This window comes from Klebsiella sp. AqSCr (assembly GCF_008452795.1).
In the GTDB taxonomy this organism is placed as follows: Bacteria; Pseudomonadota; Gammaproteobacteria; order Enterobacterales; family Enterobacteriaceae; genus Klebsiella; species Klebsiella pneumoniae.
In genome coordinates this window covers 2,995,052-3,016,778 of record NZ_MJDM01000005.1, presented here as the reverse complement: position 1 = coordinate 3,016,778, position 21,727 = coordinate 2,995,052, and the positions used below count along the sequence as shown (strand labels likewise).

17 protein-coding genes and 1 pseudogene are annotated in these 21,727 nt (G+C 62.7%); 5 read left to right on the top strand and 13 right to left on the bottom strand.

Annotation, left to right across the window (positions count from 1 at the left end):
- The first annotated feature begins 64 nt into the window (after positions 1–64).
- Positions 65–829 (top strand): SDR family NAD(P)-dependent oxidoreductase, encoded by a 765-nt coding sequence (locus BHE81_RS18810; RefSeq protein ID WP_004176941.1) that lies wholly within the window; start codon positions 65–67, stop codon positions 827–829.
- 53 nt (positions 830–882) lie between these two features.
- Here the strand turns inward: BHE81_RS18810 and BHE81_RS18805 are convergent, their stop codons facing one another.
- The 4 genes from BHE81_RS18805 to BHE81_RS18790 are packed head-to-tail and all read right to left on the bottom strand — an operon-like array spanning position 883 to position 3,857.
- A complete protein-coding gene (locus BHE81_RS18805; protein WP_004151676.1) occupies positions 883–1,644 on the bottom strand; it encodes an amino acid ABC transporter ATP-binding protein in 762 nt (253 codons plus the stop codon).
- The gene (locus tag BHE81_RS18800; protein ID WP_002893189.1) at positions 1,637–2,302 is read right to left on the bottom strand and encodes an amino acid ABC transporter permease; all 666 of its coding nucleotides are present in this window, start codon (positions 2,300–2,302) and stop codon (positions 1,637–1,639) included. Before BHE81_RS18800 ends, BHE81_RS18805 begins: the two co-directional genes overlap by 8 nt.
- 14 nt (positions 2,303–2,316) lie before the next feature.
- On the bottom strand, positions 2,317–2,958 hold the full coding sequence (locus BHE81_RS18795) for an amino acid ABC transporter permease (RefSeq protein ID WP_002893187.1): 642 nt from the start codon (positions 2,956–2,958) through the stop codon (positions 2,317–2,319).
- 47 nt (positions 2,959–3,005) lie between these two features.
- On the bottom strand, positions 3,006–3,857 hold the full coding sequence (locus BHE81_RS18790; RefSeq protein WP_004176946.1) for a transporter substrate-binding domain-containing protein: 852 nt from the start codon (positions 3,855–3,857) through the stop codon (positions 3,006–3,008).
- Positions 3,858–4,098: 241 nt separating this feature from the next.
- On the opposite strand from BHE81_RS18790, the gene BHE81_RS18785 reads away from it, so the two are divergent.
- Positions 4,099–5,562 (top strand): PLP-dependent aminotransferase family protein, encoded by a 1,464-nt coding sequence (locus tag BHE81_RS18785; RefSeq protein ID WP_004176948.1) that lies wholly within the window; start codon positions 4,099–4,101, stop codon positions 5,560–5,562.
- Here the strand turns inward: BHE81_RS18785 and BHE81_RS18780 are convergent.
- The gene (locus tag BHE81_RS18780; RefSeq protein WP_023302200.1) at positions 5,559–6,893 is read right to left on the bottom strand and encodes a PLP-dependent aminotransferase family protein; all 1,335 of its coding nucleotides are present in this window, start codon (positions 6,891–6,893) and stop codon (positions 5,559–5,561) included. The two genes, BHE81_RS18785 and BHE81_RS18780, sit on opposite strands and share 4 nt — an antisense overlap.
- Before the next feature lie 124 nt (positions 6,894–7,017).
- Between BHE81_RS18780 and BHE81_RS18775 the strand changes: the two genes are divergently transcribed.
- Positions 7,018–7,926 (top strand): DMT family transporter, encoded by a 909-nt coding sequence (locus BHE81_RS18775; protein WP_024622883.1) that lies wholly within the window; start codon positions 7,018–7,020, stop codon positions 7,924–7,926.
- A gap of 103 nt (positions 7,927–8,029) precedes the next feature.
- On the opposite strand, the gene BHE81_RS18770 is transcribed toward BHE81_RS18775, so the two are convergent.
- The 6 genes from BHE81_RS18770 to BHE81_RS18745 all read right to left on the bottom strand — a co-directional run bounded on the left by BHE81_RS18770 (position 8,030) and on the right by BHE81_RS18745 (position 14,972).
- Positions 8,030–9,298, bottom strand: a complete 1,269-nt coding sequence (locus BHE81_RS18770; RefSeq protein WP_016532222.1) for a Zn-dependent hydrolase — start codon at positions 9,296–9,298, stop codon at positions 8,030–8,032.
- Between the two features lie 97 nt (positions 9,299–9,395).
- Entirely contained in the window at positions 9,396–10,406 is a 1,011-nt protein-coding gene (locus BHE81_RS18765) for an ABC transporter ATP-binding protein (RefSeq protein ID WP_021314482.1), read from the bottom strand.
- On the bottom strand, positions 10,396–11,433 hold the full coding sequence (locus tag BHE81_RS18760) for an ABC transporter ATP-binding protein (protein ID WP_004223507.1): 1,038 nt from the start codon (positions 11,431–11,433) through the stop codon (positions 10,396–10,398). Before BHE81_RS18760 ends, BHE81_RS18765 begins: the two co-directional genes overlap by 11 nt.
- Positions 11,434–11,436: 3 nt before the next feature.
- Positions 11,437–12,330: an ABC transporter permease gene (locus tag BHE81_RS18755; protein ID WP_004178912.1), complete on the bottom strand. Its 894-nt coding sequence runs from the start codon at positions 12,328–12,330 to the stop codon at positions 11,437–11,439.
- A 2-nt stretch (positions 12,331–12,332) separates the two neighbouring features.
- Positions 12,333–13,286 (bottom strand): ABC transporter permease, encoded by a 954-nt coding sequence (locus tag BHE81_RS18750; RefSeq protein ID WP_004178910.1) that lies wholly within the window; start codon positions 13,284–13,286, stop codon positions 12,333–12,335.
- Between the two features lie 18 nt (positions 13,287–13,304).
- Complete coding sequence (locus tag BHE81_RS18745; protein WP_023287344.1) at positions 13,305–14,972, bottom strand: ABC transporter substrate-binding protein; 1,668 nt, start codon at positions 14,970–14,972, stop codon at positions 13,305–13,307.
- Between the two features lie 326 nt (positions 14,973–15,298).
- Here BHE81_RS18745 and BHE81_RS18740 point away from each other — a divergent pair, with 326 nt between their 5' ends.
- Together BHE81_RS18740 and BHE81_RS18735 are read left to right on the top strand one after the other, a co-directional pair.
- A complete protein-coding gene (locus BHE81_RS18740) occupies positions 15,299–16,414 on the top strand; it encodes a YbdK family carboxylate-amine ligase (protein ID WP_004176954.1) in 1,116 nt (371 codons plus the stop codon).
- A gap of 47 nt (positions 16,415–16,461) precedes the next feature.
- On the top strand, positions 16,462–17,181 hold the full coding sequence (locus BHE81_RS18735) for a phosphodiester glycosidase family protein (protein ID WP_004151678.1): 720 nt from the start codon (positions 16,462–16,464) through the stop codon (positions 17,179–17,181).
- A gap of 348 nt (positions 17,182–17,529) precedes the next feature.
- Here the strand turns inward: BHE81_RS18735 and BHE81_RS18730 are convergent.
- Positions 17,530–20,622 (bottom strand): annotated as a pseudogene (locus tag BHE81_RS18730) (efflux RND transporter permease subunit).
- A gap of 13 nt (positions 20,623–20,635) precedes the next feature.
- Complete coding sequence (locus BHE81_RS18720; RefSeq protein WP_023302203.1) at positions 20,636–21,715, bottom strand: efflux RND transporter periplasmic adaptor subunit; 1,080 nt, start codon at positions 21,713–21,715, stop codon at positions 20,636–20,638.
- Between the last annotated feature and the right edge of the window lie 12 nt (positions 21,716–21,727).

The window sequence follows — 21,727 nt, the reverse complement described above, 5'->3', positions numbered from 1 at the left end:
TCTGGCCCTGTGCCTTGTCGTCCGGCGTTTTTATAGTGAAGGGACAACCGCACAGGAGAATGAGATGGCAACGAGCAACGTAGTGTTTATCACCGGGGCGACCTCGGGTTTTGGCGAAGCGGCAGCGCAGGTGTTTGCCGACGCGGGCTGGTCGCTGGTGCTGAGCGGGCGCCGCTATCCGCGACTGAAGGCCTTGCAGGACAGACTCGCCGCCAGGGTGCCGGTGCATATTATTGAGCTTGACGTTCGTGACAGCGAGGCGGTGGCTGCCGCCGTGGCGTCGCTGCCCGCCGATTTCGCCGATATCACCACCCTGATCAACAACGCCGGGCTGGCGCTGTCGCCGCTGCCGGCGCAGGAGGTGGCGCTGGAGGACTGGAAAACGATGATCGACACCAACGTCACCGGTCTGGTGACAGTCACTCACGCCCTGCTGCCGACGCTGATCCGCCATGGCGCCGGGGCGAGTATTATCAATATCGGCTCGATCGCCGGGCAGTGGCCCTATCCCGGCAGCCATGTGTATGGCGCCAGCAAGGCGTTTGTGAAGCAGTTCAGCTATAACCTGCGCTGCGATCTGCTTGGCACCGGCGTGCGGGTCACCGATCTGGCGCCGGGGATTGCCGAGACCGAATTTACCCTGGTGCGAACCAAAGGCGACCAGGCGGCATCGGATAAGCTCTATCGCGGCACCACGCCGCTGAGCGCGCGCGATATCGCCGAGCAGATGTTTTATATCGCCACGCTGCCGGCGCATATGAACATTAACCGGGTGGAGGTGATGCCGGTGCGTCAGGCGTGGCAGCCGTTCGCTATCGACCGGGATTAAGCGAAACCCGACGCATCCCCTGTCGGCGCTGCCGGCAGGGAATGCAGGCCGGACTAACGGCTGCTTTGCAGAAACTGCCTGACGCGTTCGGAGTCAGGCTGAGTGAAGAACTTCTCCGGCGGCGCCTTCTCAATCAGCAGTCCCTTCTCCAGAAACACCACCTCATTGGACACCTGGCGGGCAAAATCCATCTCGTGGGTCACCACCACCATGGTGTAGCCCTCGGCGGCAAGGGCTTTCATTACCCCCAACACCTCATTAACCAGCTCCGGATCCAGCGCCGACGTCGGTTCATCGAAGAGAATAACTTCCGGCGACATCGCCAGCGAACGAGCGATCGCCACCCGCTGCTTCTGCCCGCCGGAGAGAGTGATCGGGTAAACATCGGCTTTGTGCGCCATGCCCACTTTCTCCAGCTGCTGCATGGCCATGGCCTTCGCCTCGTCTCGTTTCATGCCCTTAACGCGCAGCAGCGCCTCGCTGACGTTCTGCTGCACGGTCAGATGCGGCCACAGGTTAAAACTCTGAAAGACCATCCCCACCCGCTCGCGGATTTTGGCCAGCTGGCGGTGCGACATCGCCCGGCCGCGCTGTTCATCAATCCCCAGCCGCTGACCGCCGATATGAATTTCACCGCGGTCCGGCTGTTCCAGCCAGTTCATACAGCGCAGCAGGGTGGATTTTCCCGACCCGGACGAGCCGAGAATACTCACCACGGTCCCCTTCTCCACCGTCAGGTTAATATCCCGCAGGACTTCCACATTATCGAACTGTTTGGAGACGTTTTTGACGCTTACGGCAATAGACTCAGGCATGGCTCATTCCTCTTTTGGCTCCCCAGGCGGTCAGGCGCTTAATCAGCAGCTCCAGTAGAATGCTGATCGCCCAGTAAAGCCCAATGGCGACGATAAAGGCGTTAAACGGAATAAAATAGGTCGCCTGGACGCTGTTGGCGGCGGCGGTGATCTCCTGAACGGTAATAATGCTCAGGAAAGCGGTGTCCTTCAGGCAAATAATCAGCTGATTGCCGATCAGCGGTAAGGCGGAAGAGACGATATTGGGTAAAATAATCCGCCGAAAAATGGCATAGCGAGAAAAGCCCTGAGCAATTGCCGCTTCAATATATCCGCCGGAAAATACCCGCCGCTGGCTGCGCAATATTTCAAAGAAATAGGCGCCATGATAAATAATCAGGGCCAGTAAACCGGCGGTCCACGGCTCCATGCTAATACCGAGCTGCGGCAGTCCGTAATACAGAAGATAAGCGAGGATCAAAAAAGGGATCGCGCGCATCAGGCTGACGAAACCAATAATAATCCGGTTAATCACTTTCTTTTGATATTCGCTAAAATAACACAGCGCAATACCGATAATCAGCGCCGCCAGGGCGGCGGTAATAAACAGTTCGAGGGTCGCGAATAACCCGGCAATAAAGCTATCGCGAACCGACCAGATAACGCCCCACTGATTCATAATGCCTCCCGTTCCTAGCGCGCCAGACGCCTGGCTTTACGTTCCGCGATACCCTGCAGCTTCAACAAACAGCCGATGATCGCCACATACAGCAGGCCGGCGGCGAGGATCGGCGACAGCGGCTCGTAGGTGACCGAGGAGATACGGTTGGTGACCCGGGTGAGATCCACCACGCCAATCACGGCGATCGCCGGGCTACCTTTGATCAAAAAGGACATCTCATTGACCAGCGCCGGCAGGCTCTCGATCCACATCTGCGGCAGCATGATGTAGCGGAAGTAGGTCCAGCGGCGCATCCCTACCGACTCCGCCGCCTCCCGCTGTTCGCGCGGAAAGGTGCGGAAGGCATTGCGCCAGATCTCAGCGTTAAACGCCGACGTGTTAAGCGTCAGCGCCACGATGGCGGCCACGTTCTTGTCGAGGTTAATGCCCATCGTGGGCAGGGAAAGGAACAGAAATAGCACCAGCGTCACCAGCGGCGTCGCGCGGGCCAGACTGATATAGACCACCAGCAGCTGGTCGATCACCGGCAGGCGCAGCATCCGTACCAGGGCGATCAGCAGGCCAGCCACCACCCCGAAGGCGATAGCGATGGCCGAAATCCAGAGGGTCGTCCATGCGCCTTCGATTAATAACTGCCAGGAAATTGCATCCATGAGGCCCTCCTTCTCAGCAACAGGCGGCGGTCGCCCGCCGCGGAATATTACAGTCCGGCGAGTTTGTGAAACTGTTCCGGGCTGGTGATCGCCTCGGTCGGCAGGTTGTCATAGGTTTCGCCGAACCATTTTTTCTGCAGTTCGGCGAGCTTGCCGGTCTCCTTCATGTGGTTCATAAACCTGGTCATATAGGCCAGCAGCTGCGGCGAGTTTTTCGGGATCGGCCACGCCATATACCCCGGTCCGGAGACGGCCAGCCCTTTGGCGAAGACCTTCGGTTTGGCTTTCGCCAGGTCGTTTACCGAGATCACCACGTTAATCACGTAATCCAGTCGCTTGTTCGCCAGGTCGGCGTAGGCTTCCGGATAGGAGGGATACTCCACCACCGGCCCCAGCTTGCCGCCGGTCTTCTCCAGCATCGCCTTCAGCTCCGGCAAACGCGCCAGCAGCGCGCTCCCGGCCTGTACCCCCACTTTTTTGCCGCTGAGATCGGCAATGGTATTTAGCGAGGTATCGCCAGCGCGTTTGACGAAATAGTGCTGCGCGGAGGCCCACGGTGGGGTGAAATCAAAGACCTTCAGCCGCTCATCGGTAATAACCGCCCCGGTTAAGGCCATATCGTATTGCCCGGTGGAGACAGCCGCTAATAATCCGGTCCACGGTAATATGCTCTGGTCGACATGGAATTTTGCGTACTTACGTAATTCCTCAAGCATATCTTTGTTAAAGCCATCAGCCTGGCCATTATTCATAAAGTTAAACGGCGCATAATCATCTTCCGTCGCCACTTTCAAGGTGCCGGATTTTTCTATTTCCGGAAGATCGGCCGCGACGGCGTGATAAGAAAAAGCGACCGTTAATACAGCGCTCAGACACATTGATGCCAATGATTTTTTCATTATTTCACCCCTGATGGATTGGCCAGACGGGTTCATTCCAGAACGCGAAAAGGTTTCTGCAAAATAGTGGCCGGGGACGTTCCGGTCCACGGCGGCTGAATACGTTTTTAATGTGGGAGCGTTTTTCAATTCCGTATAGAGCCAGATGGGCCGCATCGCTGTGTCAGATGGCGGCAGGGTGGTATGGAATTTGCTGAGTGTAACGGGTGGTCGCAATGCGTTATTGCCAGAGGAGCCCCGTATGATCCGTCACCTGTTACACGTTGATTTTCAGCCTGGCCGCGGTTTGCAGGAACAGGTGCGAGAGACGCTGGTGAATGCCATTCTCAGCGGGATCTTCGCCGCCGACACCCCGCTGCCCTCCTGTCGCCAGCTGGCCAGCCAGCTTCGCGTCTCGCGTAACACCACCGCGCTGGTGTTTGAAAGTCTGGTCAACGAGGGCTACCTGATTAGCCGCCCACGCAGCGGTTACTACCTGCATCCCGACTATCATGAAGCTTCGCCTGCCGCCGTCGAGAGTGCACCGCAGCGCGAAGCCGCTGCACCACGCTGGGGCGACCGGCTGCAGATGACCCCCAGCCAGCAGGAGTCGATCCTCAAACCGGCGGGCTGGATGCACTACCGCTACCCGTTTATCTACGGCCAGCCCGATACCCGGCAGTTCCCGCTGGCCACCTGGCGCTCGGCGGCGAACTGGCTGCACGGCGGGGTGCGCGACCCGGCGTGGGTCATCGACCATATTGACCAGGATGTGCCGATGCTGATCGAGCAGATCCGCACCCGGGTGCTGCCCAAGCGCGGCATTGTCGCCGCGCCGGATGAAATTCTCATCACCCTTGGCTCGCAAAATGCCCTCTACCTGCTGACCCGACTGCTGCTCTCTTCCACCACCCGCATTGGCGTCGAAAACCCCTGCTTCCGCGAAGCCATCAACACCTTTCTGCTCGCCGACGCCGAGGTGGTGCCGCACCCGGTGGATGAAGAGGGGATCGTGCTTAATGAGCGTCCCTGCGATTACTACTATGTCACTCCAGGTCATCAGGTGCCCACCGGGGTGACCATGAGCAGTGCGCGGCGTCGCCAGCTGCTGGAGCATGCCGCCCGTCATGACGCGGTCATTATTGAAGATGATTATGACTCGGAGAGTAACTTTACCCTCAACCCGCTGCCGGCGCTGAAGGCCAGCGATCGCAGCGGCCGGGTGGTGTATGTCAGCAGCCTGTCAAAAGCGCTGTCACCGGGGTTGCGGTTGGGGTTTATGGTCGCCGACCCGGACCTGATCGACGAGGCGCGCGCCCTGCGCCGGCTGGTCTATCGCCATCCGCCGACCAACATTCAGTACCAGATGGCCCACTTCCTTGCCCAGGGCCATTATGAAACCCATCTGCGGCGCTACCACTATGACTCCGCCCAGCGCTGGGAGCGTCTGCATGCCGCCCTGCAGCGCTATCTGCCGTCGTGTCGCGCGCTGGCGGGAAGCGAACATGCTAACGCCTTCTGGCTGCAGACCCCGGCGCAGATCAACACCCAGCAGCTCACCTGGCGCGCCGCCCACGCCGGCGTGCTGATTGAGCCCGGGGCGCGCCATTTTCTCAGCGCCGCGCCGCCGGATAACTATTTTCGCATGGGATTCCACGCCATTAACCCCGACGCCATCGCCCAGGGGGTGGAGGTCCTGCGCGGCCAGCTGGAGCAGATGGGTTAGCGGTATTGTTCATACTCAACGGCGTCGCGCACGCTGAGCAGCGCCGGGCGCAGGCTGTCGAAAGGCACCGATCCGAGCGCAATGCGCAACGCCTGCGGGATCGTGGCGGAGACGCAGAACGGCTCGGCGGTCGATACCGAAATGCGGCGTTCCATCAGCGCATTCGCCAGCCGATCGGCCCGGCTCTCTTCACCCAGCGGCAGCCAGACGAAGTACGAATCGGGATGACTGACGACGGGAAGCCCACAAAGCACCTCGCGGGCCACCTGCTGTCGCTGTCGCGCATCCTGGCGTTTCTGCGTTTCAAAGCGCGCCACCGTGCCATCTTCAATCCAGGCGCAGATCAGCGAACTTATCAGCGTCGGCGTATTCCACGTCGTGGCCCGGATGGCGCGCTCAATCTCCGGCCGATAGCGCGGCGGAGATATCACCACCCCCACGCGCAGTCCGGTGGCGATATTTTTTGAAAATCCGGTGACATACACCGTTCTTTCCGGCGCATAGCTGACTACCGGCGGCGGCGGATGGCTCACCAGCCGGGCGTAGGCGGCATCTTCAATAATCAGCAGATCGTGCTGGCGCGCGAGATCGGCCAGCGCCTGTCGCTGCCCGGTGTTGAGCACCCAGCCCAGCGGATTGTGCAGCGTCGGCATGGTATACACCGCCCGCACCCGCCGCTGCTGGCACAGGGTATGAAGCGCCTGCAGGTCCGGTCCCTCCGGCCGACAGGGGATCGCCGCCAGCTCCAGATGATACAGCGCCGCCAGAACCTTGAAGCCCGAATAGGTCAGCGCATCCACCGCCACCACATCCCCCGGACGTAACAGCCCCATGACGGTCACCGCCAGCCCGTGCTGTGCGCCGTTGACGATCAGGACATTTTCCGCGTCCGGCGCAAAGTGCTGGCAGGTCAAATGGCGGGCGATAATGTCCCGCTCGGCGAGCCGCCCTGCATGAGGCTGATAGCGCAGATGCGAGTCAATATCGCCCGCCATCGCCAGCTGCCTGAGCGCCTCGCGCAGCGCATCGCCCTGCTCCGGCAGCGAAGGGTAGTTGAAATTGAGATCCACGACATCGGCGGCGACCACCTGCTGATCGACCCCGTGCCCCGGCGGCAGCGAGAGGTCGCGCACGAAGGTGCCGCGGCCGGTTTCGCCGCTGACCAGCCCCATCTCTTCCAGTTCACGGTATACGCGCGTGGCGGTGGCCAGCGAGATGCGCTCCCCGGCGGCAAGGGTACGGTGCGTCGGCAGACGGCTGCCTGCGGGCAGCTGCCCGCTGCGGATCGCCTGCGCATATCGATCGACAACGGCTTTATATCGGGCTTTCATCGTGAAATGTATCTATGACAATAATTTGATTGTATTAGATTAGCCACATTACCATCGCCGCTGACGATGCTCAAGCGGGCGCAGCTCAATAAGATAACGCGAGGTTAACGTGGTAGATTCAACACTGGATAAATCGGCGCCCGGTCCCTGGTCCGGATGGCTTCATGGTCTACTGGGGGTGTTCATTTTCAGCGGTTCGCTGCCCGCGACGCGGCTGGCGGTGCAGGATATGGATCCGTTGTTATTGACCTTTCTGCGCGCCTCTATCGCCGGGCTGCTTGCCATCGCGCTGCTGGTGGGCTTTCGCCAGAAACGCCCGCGCCTGGCGCAGCTTGTGTCCCTGATCATCGTCTCATCCGGGGTGGTGCTCGGCTTTCCGCTACTCACGGCGCTGGCCCTGCAGCGCATTACCTCGGCGCATTCGATTGTGTTTATTGGTCTGCTGCCGCTGATGACCGCCCTCTTCGGCGTACTGCGCGGCGGCGAACGCCCGCGGCGGGCTTTCTGGATCTTTTCGCTGCTGGGCAGCCTGCTGGTGGTGGGATTCGCCCTGACGCAAAATGCGGCGGCCTCACTCAGCGGCGATCTGCTGATGCTGGCGGCGGTTATCGTCTGCGGCCTCGGCTATGCGGAAGGGGCGAAGCTGACGCGGGAGCTCGGCGGCTGGCAGGTGATCTGCTGGGCGCTGGTGATTGCCCTGCCGTTGATGCTCCCCGCCTCGCTGCTGGTTCAGCCCGCGTCCTGGCATGCCATCTCGGCCTCCTCCTGGGTCGCGCTCGGCTATGTGTCGCTGTTCAGCATGCTGATCGGTTTCATCTTTTGGTACAAAGGGCTGGCCGCAGGCGGGATCGCCGCCGTCGGCCAGCTCCAGCTATTACAGCCGTTCTTCGGACTAGGCCTGTCGGCAGCGCTGTTGCACGAAACCGTCAGCCCCTTGATGCTGGCGGTCACGCTGGGCGTGGTGCTGTGCGTGGTGGGCTCGCGCAAATTTGGCCGCCAGCGGGTTGGCGCAGGGAGCCCGAGCCGTGATTGACCGCCCCGTCATCCGCCGTCCCGGGTCGCGGCGGCGTAACCGCCTTACCCGGGCTATAGCATGATAAACGGCTGGAGGTCGCGTCACCGGGGAGGACGACCGTCTACACCGGCCGCGCGTACTGAAGCATCACCTGCAGCAGCACGTTGGCGCCGGCGGCGACGTGCTCCGGCGAGGCATACTCAATTTCGTTATGGCTGATCCCGTCCTTGCAGGGGATAAAAATCATCCCGGTGGGCGCCAGGTAGCTCATATACACTGCGTCATGCCCGGCGCCGGAGACGATCGGCCGCGCCGGATAGCCCAGCCGCTGCGCGGCATCGGCAATGGCCTGCTGGCATTCGGCATCGAACGGCGCCGCCGGATAGTGGCTTACCTGCTTCAGGGCCACCTGCAGACCGCTCTCCCGCTCAACCTCCGCGATAAACGCCCGCAGCTGGCGATCCATCTCGTCCACCAGCGCATCGCTGAGATTGCGCATATCAATGGAGAAGGTGACCTCCCCGGGCACCACGTTGCGGCTGTTGGGCCACACCTGCACGCTACCGACCGTGCCGCGTCCCTCTTCGCTGCGCCCGGCAATGGCCACCACTTCCTGCATAATGCGGGTCGCCACCTGCAGGGCATCCTGACGCAGGCGCATCGGCGTGGGTCCGGCGTGCGAGGCCTGGCCGGTGACCACGCAGTCGTACCAGCGGATCCCCAGCACGCCCTGCACGATACCGATGGTTTTCGCTTCATCTTCGAGAATCGGCCCCTGCTCAATGTGCGCCTCAAAATAGGCGCCGATGGGATGGTCCCCCGGGGTCTGCTCGCCGATATAGCCGATCTGCTCCAGCGCCTCGCCGACGCTGACACCCTCTTTATCCGTGACGGCCCAGGTCTCTTCCAGCGGGAAGACGCCGGCAAAGACCCCGGAGCCCATCATCACCGGTACAAAGCGCGACCCCTCTTCGTTGGTCCAGAACACCACCTCAATCGGCGCGTCGGTGGCAATCTGCAGATCGTTGAGCGTGCGCACCACCTCCAGCGCCGCCAGCACGCCGTAGTTGCCGTCAAATTTGCCGCCGGTGGGCTGGGTGTCAATATGGCTGCCGGAGACGATGGGCGGCAGGCCGGGGTTGCGGCCTTCCCGGCGCATAAACACATTGCCGATTTTATCGATGGTGACGCTCATCCCGGCCTCCCGCGCCCAGCCTATTACCTTGTCCCGCCCCTGGCGGTCGAGGTCGGTGAGGGTCAGACGGCGGCAGCCGCCCTTCGGCGTGGCGCCGATCTGCGCGAGATCCATTAACGACGCCCACAGGCGGTCGCCATTGATGCGCCAGCCGGTGGTGTCGGTCGCGGGGGTAAAAAGTACATCACTGCTCATGGTAGTCTCCTGACATCAAGGTCGCCGCCAGCGTAACCGGCGGTGGGAATGCGCTATCAACGCCTGGTCTTCATCCTGTATGGTTTTTTGCCGCCGATCAGACGGCCAGGGCCTGGGCGTTAGCGTCAATCGCCAGCTCGCGCCAGCGGTGGCAACTCACCGCGTGGCGCTCCGCGACGGATTCCGTCGGCGGCAGACTCTGCTCACAGACCGGGCGACGGTGCGGGCAGCGCTCGGCAAAGGCGCAGCCGGGCGGCAAGCGCGCCAGATCCGGCGGCGCGCCGGGAATGCAGTGCAGGGCATCACCTTTCTTAAGCCCCTCTTTCGGCCGACTGCCCAGCAGCACCTGGGTATAAGGATGGCGCGGGTGGCGCAGGATCTCGCTCATCGACGCTTCCTCGACGATCCGCCCGGCGTACATCACCGCCACCCGGTCGGCGATCTCCACCGCGGCGCCGATATCGTGGGTCACAAACACGATCGACAGCCCGCGCTGCTTTTGCTGCTCGCGCAGCAGGATCAGGATCTGGATTTGCACCGTGGCGTCGAGGGCGGTGGTCGGCTCATCCGCCAGCAGCAGCTTCGGGTTACAGGAGAGCGCAAGGGCGATCATCGCCCGCTGGCGCATTCCGCCGGACATCTCGTGCGGGTAAGCATCCAGCCGCCGCTCGGGGCTGGGAATGCGCACCTGGCGCAGGGCCTCCAGCGCCCTGTCCCGGGCCGCCTGGCGCGACAGCCCTTCGTGGCGGCGCAACCCTTCAATAATCTGCTGCCCGACGGTGTAGACCGGATCGAAGGCCAGCAGCGGCTCCTGAAAAATCATCGCGCAGCGTCCGCCGCGATAGCGCCGCAGCTGGCTGGCGCTCATCGTCAGCACCTCGTCATCCCCCACCTGCAGGGTGCCGGAGAGCTCACTGCTCCCTGGCGGGTGCAGGCGCATCAGCGCCCGCAGGGTCACGCTCTTGCCGGAACCCGACTCGCCAATCAGCGCCATCACCTCCCCCTTTTGTACCTCAAAGGAGACTCCATTGACCGCGTTGATGGTCTGCCCGTCGCGGCGAAAGACGACCCGCAGGTCGCGCACATGGACAAAGGCGTTATCCGACATGGCTGACCTCCTTAAGGGGGATGCTTTGATGCCAGGGCGAGGCCGGCTGCGCCATCAGGCAGGCGCTCTGGTGCCCCTCCCCGACCGCCTCCAGCCGCGGTTTCACCTCGGCGCAGACCGCCTTCGCATGCGGGCAGCGGGTGTGAAAGCGGCAGCCGCTCGGCGGCGCGATGGGGCTGGGGGGATCGCCGCTTAGCGGCGAGGTCAGGGTGCGGTTTTCCGGGTCCATGGAGGGCATCGAGCTTAACAGCGCCCGGGTATAGGGGTGGGCGGAGGCGGTAAACAGCTGCTCCGCCGGGCCAATCTCCACCACTTCGCCAAGGTACATGACGAGGATCCGATCCGACAGCCAGCGAACCACGTGTAGATCGTGGCTGATGAACACGTAGGTCAGCTCGAGAGTCCGTTTAAGCTCCTGCAGCAGCTGCAGCACCTGGGCTTCCACCGATTTATCCAGCGCCGACACAGCCTCATCGAGGATCACCAGCCGCGGCTTCATCGCCAGCGCGCGGGCGATATTCACCCGCTGCCGCTGGCCGCCGGAGAGCGCATGCGGGTAGCGGTCGGCAAAGCGCGCCGGCTCAAGGCCAACGTGCGCCAGCAGATAGCGGGCATATTCGCTGGCCTCTCTGGCGCTGACGCCGTGGACGCGCTGGCCGAAGGCGATGCTCTCCTCCATGGTCAGGCGCGGATTGAGCGAAGCATAGCTATCCTGGAAAACCATCTGCACCTGGCGACGGTAGGCTTTCAGCGGCAGACGTGACGAGCCGACCCCCTGTCCGTCGAAGATCAGTTCGCCGCTGTCCTGGGTGAGCAACTGCATCAGCAGCCGGGCGGTGGTCGATTTGCCGCAGCCCGACTCGCCGACCACCCCCAGGGTTTCGCCTTTCATCACCGTGAAGCTGATATCGTCCACCGCCTGCACCACCTCCCGGCCTTTGCCGCCGCGAAAGTACTTCAGCAGGTGATTGACCTTCAGCAGCGGCTGCGCCGGCCCGCCAAGGTCGATATTGATAAAGGGTTGCATCGCTTACTCCTTAATCGCCATTGCCGCACGCAGGCGGTCCGCGAGGATATTGAACGAAATGGAGGTGATAAAAATCATCAGGCCCGGCAGGGCGGCCACCCACGGCTGGGTATAGATTGCCGTGCGCAGCGTATTGAGCATCAGCCCCCACTCGGGCTCCGGCGGCCGCACGCCGAGGCCGAGAAACGACAGGCCGGAGGCGAGGATCATGCACACCGAAATCAGCCCGGTGGAGAAGACGAAGATCGGCCCGAGCACGTTGCCCAACACCTGGACGCGGATAATGGTCAACGCGCTGGCGCCAGTGGCCCGGGCGGCGTCGATATAGTCCATATGCCGCACCTGGGCGGTCACGCTCTCGGCAATCCGCGCCACCTGCGGGACAAACACGAGGGTCAGCGACAACAGCGCATTGCCGATGCCCGCCCCCAACGCTCCCGACAGCGCAATCGCCAGCAGGACGGAGGGAAAGGCATAGAACACATCCACGGTGCGCATAATCACGGTATTGGTTTTGCCGCCCGTATAGCCGGCGATAATCCCGATGGCCCCGCCGATAAAAAAGGCGAACACCACCGGGACAATTCCCATAAACAGCGACAGTCGGGTGCCAAGGATCAGCCGCGACAGCATGTCGCGTCCCAGCTCATCCGAGCCCAGCGGGAAGCCATCGCTGCCGATGGGTTTCAGGCGCAGGAACATCGACGTTTGATAGGGATCTTTGACGATAAGCCACGGACCGAACAGCGCCAGGGCCAGCAGCAGGAGGATCACCACGCCCACCACCACCCCGCCGGGGTCGCGCAGTAGGCGGCGCAGCACGCCGCGCCAGTAACCTTGCCGGGTAGCGTGGGCCGCTGCGGCCGGGACCGCTTTCGTCGTTGCCGTATCCACCATGGTCAGCTCCTCTTAATACGCGGGTCGAGGGTGGTCTGCAGAATATCCACCAGCAGGTTGAGCAGCACGAAAAACAGCGCCAGCACCCAGATGGTGCCCTGCAGCAGGGGCAGGTCGCGCTGAAAAATGGCGGTATTGAGCAGCAATCCGGTTCCCGGCCAGGAGAAAACGGTCTCCACAAGGATCGAGCCGCCCATCAGATAGCCCACCTGCAGCCCCATCACCGCCAGCGCGGTGGGCGCGGCATTTTTCATGACATGGACAAAGATGCGCGACTCGTTGAGCCCGCGGGCGCGCAGGCCAACGATAAACTCCTGGCTGAGGATATCGGCCACCTGCGAGCGCACGGTGCGGGCGATAATCCCGGTCGGGATCACCGACAGGGTGAGGGCCGGCAGCAGCATGAACTGCAGGTGCGCCCAGTCCCATTGCCAGCCCACCTCGCCTATCGGCCCGCCGCCGGTGGCCGGCAGCAGCGCGAACTTGACGCTGCAGAGGATCACCAGCAGCATCCCCAGCCAGTAGTGCGGCACGCTGACGCCAAACACCGACAATACCGAGGCCAGACGGTCAATGACGCTGTTGCGAAAATAGCCAGCGACAAAGCCGAACAGGCTGCCGAGGACAAAACCGATCGCCGTCGCCAGCAGCGCCAGGCGCAGAGAGTAAGCCACCGCGGTCATCACTTCGTCTATCACCGGGCGGCCGGTGGCGACCGACATACCAAGGTCGCCGTGCAGCGCCCGCCACAGCCAGTGGATAAACTGCAGGGGCAGCGGCTTATCAAAGCCGTAAGCCTGCATTAATGTCTGACGCAGCGCCTCCGAGGCGTCCGGCGGCATCACCGACACCAGCGGGTCGCCCGGGGCGATCTGCACCAGCATGAAACAGATCACCGCCACCCCCAGCATGGTGGGGATAGCCAGCAGAATGCGGTATAGCAGCGTATTGATCATCGGTCGCCCCTTTCGCGATTACTCTTTTTTGCTCACCAGGCTGAGGTCGATAAACCAGCTCTGCGGTTGCACCACCCCGGTCACCGCAGGGGAAATCGCACGCGGCCCGACGTCGTGGGCGACAAACAGGAATGGCACCTGATCCACCAGCGCGGCGTGCAACTCACCGGCCGCTTTGTTCATCTCCGCCGGGGTAAAGGCGTGCTTGACGGCGGCGGCCAGCTTCTCCGTCTCCGGCGTGGAAAAGTAACCCCAGTTGGTCGCCACCGGCGGAAACGCTTTGGCCGTCGAGAAGCGGATCAGGCCAAAGTAAGGATCGTTAACCGCGGCGCTGACGTTGATCGCATCGATCCCTTTCGCCGAGGGGTCCCGGGCGCCCAGGCGCCAGTTGGTAAACAGGGTGTTCCATTCCACCACTTTGATATCCACATTGAAGAAGCAGCTCTTCAGGCTCTGCTGGATATACTCGTTCATCGGTAAGGGCTGCATCTGCCCGGAGCCGGAGGCCGAGGTAGCCACCGTGACGTGCAGCGGTTTGCTGGCACTGTATCCGGCCTCGGTCATTAGCTGGCGGGCGGCGTCCGGGTCATATTTGATCTGGAAGGTGGGTTTGCCATGCCACGGGCTGTCAGCCTCGTAGACCCCAGTGGCCTCGGTCATGTAGCCGCCGAGGTAGCTCTTCAGCTCAGCACGGTTCAGACACAAGTTGGCCGCTTTGCGCACGCGGATGTCCTGCCACGGCGATCCTTTTTCAAAGGAGAACTGCCAGGGCCACAGATGCGGCTGGGTGTTGGCGTAGAGGTGAAAACCCTGAGACTTGATCTGATCGATAGCGTCCGGCGCCGGGGCTTCAATCCAGTCCACCTGCTTCGACAACAGCGCCGCGGAACGGGCGTTGGCCTCCGGCAAGGGGATCAGCACCACTTTATCCACCCGGGGAATGCGATCTTTGTTCCAGTAGTCGGGGTTTTTATCGAGGATCAGCTGCTGACGCGGCACCAGCTTCTCCAGTTTGAACGGGCCGCTACCCACCGCGTGGGCGGCGAAGGCGGTCCACGCCTGTTTGCTGCGCGCGGCGCTATCTCTCACGCTGGCCGGCACCGCGTCATACTGCTTCTGCCACGCCGTCGGCGAGACGATAAACAGGTTGGTGATGTTGTACGGCAGCAGCGCATCCGGTTCCGAGGTGGTCAGCGCCACGGTGTGGTCGTCAATTTTCTCTGCGCCGGTGAGGGTCGGCATGCGCGACAGGGTGTTGCCGATCTGACCCGGGGCGTACTGCGGCGCCGCTTTATTGAGCACCTTATCCACGTTCCAGACGATGGCGTCGGCGTTCACCTCCGTCCCATCATGAAACTTCACCCCCGGACGCAGGGTGAAAATCCAGCGGCTGGTGTTCTGCGGATCGATGTGCCACTCGGTCGCCAGCCCCGGCACCAGACCGCTGGGCTTTTCACCTTGCGACAGATCCCACTCCACCAGCGCGTCGTACAGCGGGATGCCGGTAAAGCGGTTGCCCTCATAGCCTTGATCCGGCTGGCCAAGGGTTAATGGAATATCCGCGGCGGTCATGGCGATCCGCAGCGTGGAGGCGTTGGCAGGTAAGGCGGCGCCCGCCAGGGCCAGTGCGCCGCTCACCGCCACGGCGAGACGACCGGCACGCGAAAATAACGTCTTTTTGTGCATCACATGATCCCTGTTAAATAAAGTGTCACGGATTAACAGGCAAAATGCGTACCAGCTCTTACGCGGACGAAAATAGGCCAAAACCGACCGGTAAAATAAGAATGACTTATATTATCACCATGATAATTATGGGAAAATAATTGCATCTTATTCCGCCGCACCGCCAGCGGGAAATATGTTGCAGAATTGCACCAGCCGCTATATGGCAAATTTCAAATAATCACTCTGCGTCACTTTTTATTCATCCCCCGTCCACCGCCGCCGCGTATTCTCCGTCGGGATCAATCCCTTCTATACTTCAGGGAACACATCGACCGGGAGAGACTATGCCTTTAGCCGATTTTCACCGCTCCGATCCTTTTACCCTCGGTATCGAACTGGAGCTGCAGGTGGTGAACCCGCCGGGTTACGATCTCAGCCAGGATGCCTCGACGCTGATTGCCGACGTCCAGCATGAGCTGACCGTGGGAGAAGCCAAACACGACATCACCGAGAGCATGCTGGAGATCGCCACCGGGGTGTGCCGCGACATCAGCCATGCGCAAATCCAGCTCAGCGCCATCCAGCAGGCGGTCCAGCGCGCGGCGCTGCGCCATCATCTGCAGATCTGCGGCGGCGGTTCCCACCCCTTTCATGCCTGGCAGCGCCAGCAAATCAGCGATAACCCGCGCTATGTCAAAACCGTCGAGCATTTTGGCTATCTGGCACAGCAGGCGACGGTCTTTGGCCAGCATGTGCACGTCGGCTGCCAGAGCGGCGACGACGCCATCTATCTGCTGCATGGCCTGTCGCGCTTTGTACCGCACTTCATCGCCCTTAACGCCGCCTCACCGTGGTTTGACAGCACCGACAGTCGCTTCGCCTGTTCGCGCCTGAACCGCTTCTCCTCCTATCCCGACAACGGTCCGATGCCGTGGGTGGCCGACTGGCAGGGGTTTCGTCGCCTGTTCCGCCAGCTGAGCTACACCAGCATGATCGATAGCATGAAGGATCTGCACTGGGATATTCGCCCCAGCCCGCAGTTTGGTACCGTCGAGGTGCGGGTGATGGACACCCCCCTGACCCTTGCCCAGGCGATCCACATCGCCGGCTTTATTCAGACCCTGGCCTGCTGGCTGTTGACGGAGCGTCCTTTTAAGCACCAGCCTGATGATTATCTGCTGTACCCCTTTAACCGCTATCAGGCCTGCCGCTACGGGCTGGACGGGACCCTCACCGACGTGCGCAGCGGGGAGCAGCGCAGCATCCGCCAGGAGATCCTGCAGCTCGCCGACCGGCTGGCCCCTTTCGCCCATCAGCTGAAGGCGACGGCAGCGCTGGAGGCGGTGGTTCGCCAGGCGAAATCGCCGCACAGCGAGGCGCAGCAGATGCGCGACTTTATCGCCAACGGCGGTTCGCTTTCCGGGCTGGTGCAAAAACACTGTGAGATTTGGGCGGCATAAGGCAGCGAGGCGGGTATACTCGGCGCAGACTATAGAAAGGACTGCCCATGTTATTACGTTGCCTGCTCCCTCTGGCGCTGCTGCCCCTGGCCGCCGTCGCCAGCGCCGCCTGTACCCTCACCGACCCGACGCTGACCCTGCAGAGCTATCGGGTGGATGCGCAGAAAGAGCGCATTGCGATGTACTGGCAGGATCGGCACGGCAAAGCCTGGGGTTCCCTGCGTTCGCTGCTGGCGGGTATCGATGGCGACGGCCGGGTGCAGATGGCGATGAACGGCGGCATTTACGATAAGGCCTACGCGCCGCTGGGGCTGTATATCGAAGACGGCAAACGGCTGACGCCGGTCAACCGCTCCGCCGGCGGCGGGAACTTCTTTATCCGCCCCGGCGGCGTATTCCTGGTGGAAAACGGCCGGGCGAAAATCGTGCCGCTGCCGGCGTACAAACCCTCTCCCGCCATCCGCTATGCGGTGCAGTCCGGCCCGATGCTGATTGAAAATGGCGCCATCAACTGGCGACTGAAGCCCTCCGCCAGTTCGCGCAAGCTGCGCAACGGGGTTGGTATCGATAAGCAGGGCCGGGTGGTGTTTATGCTCAGCGATCGCGAGACCAACTTTTACGATTTTGCCTGCTATGCGCAGTCAAAGCTTGGCGTGCGGCAGATGCTTTATCTCGACGGCACCCTGTCGAAGATGTACCGCAAAGGCGGCAGCGTGCCGTGGCAGTATCATCCGTTCGTGACCATGATAACGGTGGAGAGGAAATAGCGGGCGCGTTTGGGGGCGGCCATTCCAGCCACGAGAGTGAATAAATTAACGACAGGCCGGGCAAGGTATTGCCGCCGTGCCCGATGTCCTTGCCCGGTGGCGCTGCGCTTACCGGGCCTACAGAGTCTGTTCGCTATGGTGTGGCTCCTGAAATCTACGGGCGTGCAGCAGGGCTGATTCCCGCTGAAATCAGCGAACCGGAGGTCGGCAGATAAGGCGGGGTTCACGCCCAAACGCAACGTGAACGCAAAACCCACCCTCACCCTCCCCCTCTCCCAAAGGGAGAGGGGACCGCCCGGTAGTCGTTGCAGCCTGGAGTATCCCCGTTACCGACCGGTAGCGCCGCGCTTACCCCCGCCGATGCGCCCACTCGCGCATACGTTGAAACAGTACATACAGCGACGGGATAAACAGGATGCCAACCATCGTCGCCACCAGCATCCCGCTGAATACCGTGGTGCCGATGATCCGCCGGCTCTGCGCCCCGGCGCCGGTGGCGAGCATCATCGGCATGATACCGATAATAAACGACACCGCGGTCATCATTACCGCGCGGAAGCGGCGGGTAGCCCCCTCTCGCGCAGCGTCGACTATCGACAGCCCCTCCTCGCGCCGGCTGCGGGCGAACTCAACGATCAGAATCGCATTCTTCGCCGCCAGGGCGATCAGCAGCACCAGCCCTATCTGAACATACACATCGTTGGCATAGCCCGCGGTCCACAGCCAGAGCAGCGCTCCGCCGATGGCGAACAGCACCGAGAGCATGACGCTCGCCGGCAGCGTCCAGCTCTCATACTGCGCCACCAGGAACAGCCACGCCATCGCCACCGCCGCCAGCACGATCCACACCGCCTGATTGCCGGTCTGCTGCTCCTGCCAGGAGATCCCGCTCCAGGCATAGTCATATCCCGGCGGCAGATGGGCCTGCAAAATCTGCTCCATGACCGCCATCGCCGTGCGGCTGCTGACCCCCTCGGCCGCTGAACCGCTCACCGACACGGACGGGAATTGATTGTACTGCTGAATAAACGGCGCCCCCACCGTCGGCGTAATGGTGACCAGATTGCTCAGCCGCACCCGCTCGCCGTCGCGGCTGCGGACGTACAGCTCGCTAATCTGCTCAGCCCGCTCACGCCACTGCATCTCATTTTGCATCACCACATGATAGACACGATTGTTACGGCTGAAATCGCCGGCGCGCGTGCCGCCGAACGCCGTCTGCAGGCTGCTGAAGATCTGCGCCACCGGCACATCCAGCAGCGCCGCCCGGTCGCGGTCGACCGTCAGGGTCAGCTGCGGCACGTTGCTGCTCCAGGTGGTAAACACCCGGCTCAGCTGCGAATGCTGGTTCGCCAGCTGGAGGATCTCCCGCGTCACCTGCTCCAGCTCCGCCGACGACTGACCGGCCTGCGCCAGGATGCGCAGATCAAACCCCGAGGCATTGCCCAGGCCCGGCAGGGTCGGCGGTGCGAAGGTCATGATCGTCGCCTCGGGTAGCGACAGCAGCTGGCGCTGAATATCCGCCATCACCGCATCCAGCGGCGGCCGCTGATGCCAGTCCTTGAGCATTACCGAGATAAACCCGCCGTTAGAGGCGCTGGTGCCGTTGAGAATGTTGAACCCGGACACCTGAATCACATCCTCCACCGCCGGGTTAGCCATCAGCAGCTTGCGCGCCTGGGCCATCACCGCTTCGGTACGCTCCAGCGACGCCGCCTCCGGCAGCTGCACGCTGGCAAACAGGTAACCCTGATCTTCCTGCGGCAGGAAGCCTTTCGGCATCGAGGTGAAGCTGAACGCCACCAGCGCGCCTGCCGCCACCGTCGCCGCCAGCGCCAGCCAGGGGCGGCGGTTCATCCAGCCTACCAGCCGGCCATAGCCGTCGCGGGTGCCGTCGAGAAGACGGTTAAACGCCCGCCACATCGCCGCCGGCCGGGCAGGACGCGGGCGCAGCAGCAGCGCGCAGAGGGCCGGCGTCAGGGTTAGCGCCACCAGGCTCGACAGGGCCACCGCGGTGGAGAGCGTCACGGCAAACTGCCGGTACAGCTCGCCGACGATCCCCGGGAGCAGCGCCACCGGCACAAACACCGCCAGCAGCACCAGGGTCGTGGCGATCACCGGCCCGGCGATCTGCCGCAGCGCCTGGGCGGTGGCCTGCAGGCGATCCAGCCCTTCCGCCATTTTGGTTTCCACATTCTCCACCACCACAATGGCGTCATCCACCACCATCGTCAGGGCGAGAATGATCGCGAACAGGCTGAGGGTGTTGGCGCTGTAGCCCAGCAGATAGAGCACCGCAAAGGTGCCGATCAGTGACACCGGGATCGCCAGCACTACGATCAGCGTCGCCCGCCAGCTCTGCAAAAATAGCGACACCACCACGACCACCGCCAGCAGGGTCAGCGCCAGCGAGACGCCGATCTCTTTGATCGTCGCCGCCACAAAGCGGGTGGTATCGAACTTCACCTCCCAGGTGAGATCCGCCGGAAAGCGAGTGTGCAGGCGGTTAAGCTCCGCACGCACTGCGCTGGCGACCTGCAGGGCGTTGGCGGTGGGCGTCGGATAGATCCCCAGATAGGCCGACGCTTTACCGTTCAGCTGGGCGCCGGAGCTGTAGCTGCGGGCGCCCAGCTCAATGGTCGCCACGTCGGCGAGGCGCACCAGCTGCCCCTGCGCGCCGCGGCGGAGGATAATCTCGCCAAAGCTGGCCGCCTCGTTCAGACGCCCCAGCCCGTTGATGGTCAGCGTCTGCTGTTGGCCGTTAAATACCGGCGGGGTGCCCACCTGCCCCGCCGCGCCCTGCACATTCTGCTCGCGCAGCGCCTAGGCGACATCATCCGTGGTGATGTTGAGCGCGTTCATGCGGTCCGGGCGCAGCCAGATACGCATGCTGTAATCCCGGGCGCCAAACATCTGCACCTCGCCGACGCCGGGCAGGCGGGCCAGCGCCTCGCGCACCTGGGTGCTGGCGTAGTTGCTGACAAACAGCGGCGACAGCGTGCCCAGCGGCGAGTAGAGGCTTACCCCCATAAGCAGATTGCTGGCGCGCTTGCGCACCTGGACGCCATTCTGCTGCACCTCCGCCGGGAGCTGCGCCAGCGCCTGCGCCACCCGGTTTTGCACGTCGATCGCCGCCAGGTCGGCATCGGTGCCCGCCGCGAAGGTTATGCTCAGGCGGTACGTCCCCTCATCCGAGCTGGTGGACTCCATATACAGCATATGATCGACGCCGTTGAGCTGGGTCTCCAGCGGGGCGGCGATGGCTTCCGCCACGTCTGACGCGCTGGCGCCCGGCCAGCTGGCGCTGACGTTCACCACCGGGGGGGTGATCGCCGGGTACTGCTCCACCGGGATCAGCTTCAGCGACACCGCGCCGACAAAGGTCAGCAGCAGCGCGATCACCATGGCAAATCGCGGACGACGGATAAAAAAGGTCAGCATCCCTTCTCCTTAGCTAGTTCAGCACCTGCACCGCGGCGCCTTCGCGCAACCGCTGCGCGCCGTCGGTGATCACCTGCTCGCCCGCCTGCAGCCCTTTCTCGACCGCAAACTGCTGCCCCTGCTGCCCCGCGAGGGTCAGACGACGCTGCCCGGCGGTGTGGTCCGACTTCAGCACCCAGCTGAAAAAGCCCTGCGGATCCTGCTGCACGGCGGCGGCCGGGACCATCACCCGCGACGGCAGTTCCTGCGGACGGAACAGGATCGTCACGCTGCCGCCCGGCAGCAGACGGTGCTGCGGATTGGCGAACTCGGCCCGCACCGCTACGCTGCCGGTGCGGGCGTCGATCCGGTTATCGATAGAGGTCAACACCCCGTCGCGCCGTTTACCATCAACCTCAATCTGCGCCAGCCACGCCTGCTTCAGAGCGTGGATATCGGCGTGCTGGCCGGTTTTGCTGAAAAACGCGGCTTCGTCGAGGGCGAACGAGACCCGCACCGGATCCAACTGCACAATGTCCACCAGCACGCCGCTGGACGAATTGACCAGCGTCCCGACGTGAAAGGCGCTATGGCCCACGCGACCGGTCACCGGCGCCGCAATCTGAGTGTAGCTGAGCACAATCTGCTGGGCCTCGACGCGGGCTTTGGCCTGCTGTACGGCAGCGGCGGCGACGTCGCGCTGCATCCGGGCCGTATCGACGTCGTTGCGGCTGATGGAGTGGTTGTTGATAAGCCGCTCGTAGCGAGTGAGCAACTGCTGCGACTGACGTAATGAGGCTTCGGCGCTTTTCAGCTCGGCCTGCGCCAGAGCCAGCGCCGCGCGGGGCTGCGCGTCGTCGAGGGTAAACAGCAGGTCGCCTTCGGTAACATACTGGCCGTCCTGGAAGTGGCGCTGAACAATCACCCCTTCGGTGCGCGCGCGAATGTCGACGGCGCGGATCGCCTCGACCCGCCCGGGGATAGCGCGTTCTTCAGCATGAGGAGCCAGTTCAACCGTGGCGACGCGGACCGGCACCGCCGGCGCGGCGGTCGCCGTCAGGGCACCGCCGACCAGACCGCAGGCCAGCAGAGCAAAGCGGAAGGTTTTAATCATAGAGGATCCTTG

What these genes read in the sequence shown, in the direction of transcription:
- BHE81_RS18740 (WP_004176954.1), top strand. Translation starts at nt 15,299, where the DNA reads ATGCCTTTAGCCGATTTTCACCGCTCCGATCCTTTTACCCTCGGTATC.
- BHE81_RS18800 (WP_002893189.1), bottom strand. Translation starts at nt 2,302, where the DNA reads ATGAATCAGTGGGGCGTTATCTGGTCGGTTCGCGATAGCTTTATTGCC.
- BHE81_RS18755 (WP_004178912.1), bottom strand. Translation starts at nt 12,330, where the DNA reads ATGGTGGATACGGCAACGACGAAAGCGGTCCCGGCCGCAGCGGCCCAC.
- BHE81_RS18795 (WP_002893187.1), bottom strand. Translation starts at nt 2,958, where the DNA reads ATGGATGCAATTTCCTGGCAGTTATTAATCGAAGGCGCATGGACGACC.
- BHE81_RS18780 (WP_023302200.1), bottom strand. Translation starts at nt 6,893, where the DNA reads ATGAAAGCCCGATATAAAGCCGTTGTCGATCGATATGCGCAGGCGATC.
- BHE81_RS18735 (WP_004151678.1), top strand. Translation starts at nt 16,462, where the DNA reads ATGTTATTACGTTGCCTGCTCCCTCTGGCGCTGCTGCCCCTGGCCGCC.
- BHE81_RS18785 (WP_004176948.1), top strand. Translation starts at nt 4,099, where the DNA reads ATGATCCGTCACCTGTTACACGTTGATTTTCAGCCTGGCCGCGGTTTG.
- BHE81_RS18750 (WP_004178910.1), bottom strand. Translation starts at nt 13,286, where the DNA reads ATGATCAATACGCTGCTATACCGCATTCTGCTGGCTATCCCCACCATG.
- BHE81_RS18805 (WP_004151676.1), bottom strand. Translation starts at nt 1,644, where the DNA reads ATGCCTGAGTCTATTGCCGTAAGCGTCAAAAACGTCTCCAAACAGTTC.
- BHE81_RS18720 (WP_023302203.1), bottom strand. Translation starts at nt 21,715, where the DNA reads ATGATTAAAACCTTCCGCTTTGCTCTGCTGGCCTGCGGTCTGGTCGGC.
- BHE81_RS18760 (WP_004223507.1), bottom strand. Translation starts at nt 11,433, where the DNA reads ATGCAACCCTTTATCAATATCGACCTTGGCGGGCCGGCGCAGCCGCTG.
- BHE81_RS18770 (WP_016532222.1), bottom strand. Translation starts at nt 9,298, where the DNA reads ATGAGCAGTGATGTACTTTTTACCCCCGCGACCGACACCACCGGCTGG.
- BHE81_RS18765 (WP_021314482.1), bottom strand. Translation starts at nt 10,406, where the DNA reads ATGTCGGATAACGCCTTTGTCCATGTGCGCGACCTGCGGGTCGTCTTT.
- BHE81_RS18790 (WP_004176946.1), bottom strand. Translation starts at nt 3,857, where the DNA reads ATGAAAAAATCATTGGCATCAATGTGTCTGAGCGCTGTATTAACGGTC.
- BHE81_RS18810 (WP_004176941.1), top strand. Translation starts at nt 65, where the DNA reads ATGGCAACGAGCAACGTAGTGTTTATCACCGGGGCGACCTCGGGTTTT.
- BHE81_RS18745 (WP_023287344.1), bottom strand. Translation starts at nt 14,972, where the DNA reads ATGCACAAAAAGACGTTATTTTCGCGTGCCGGTCGTCTCGCCGTGGCG.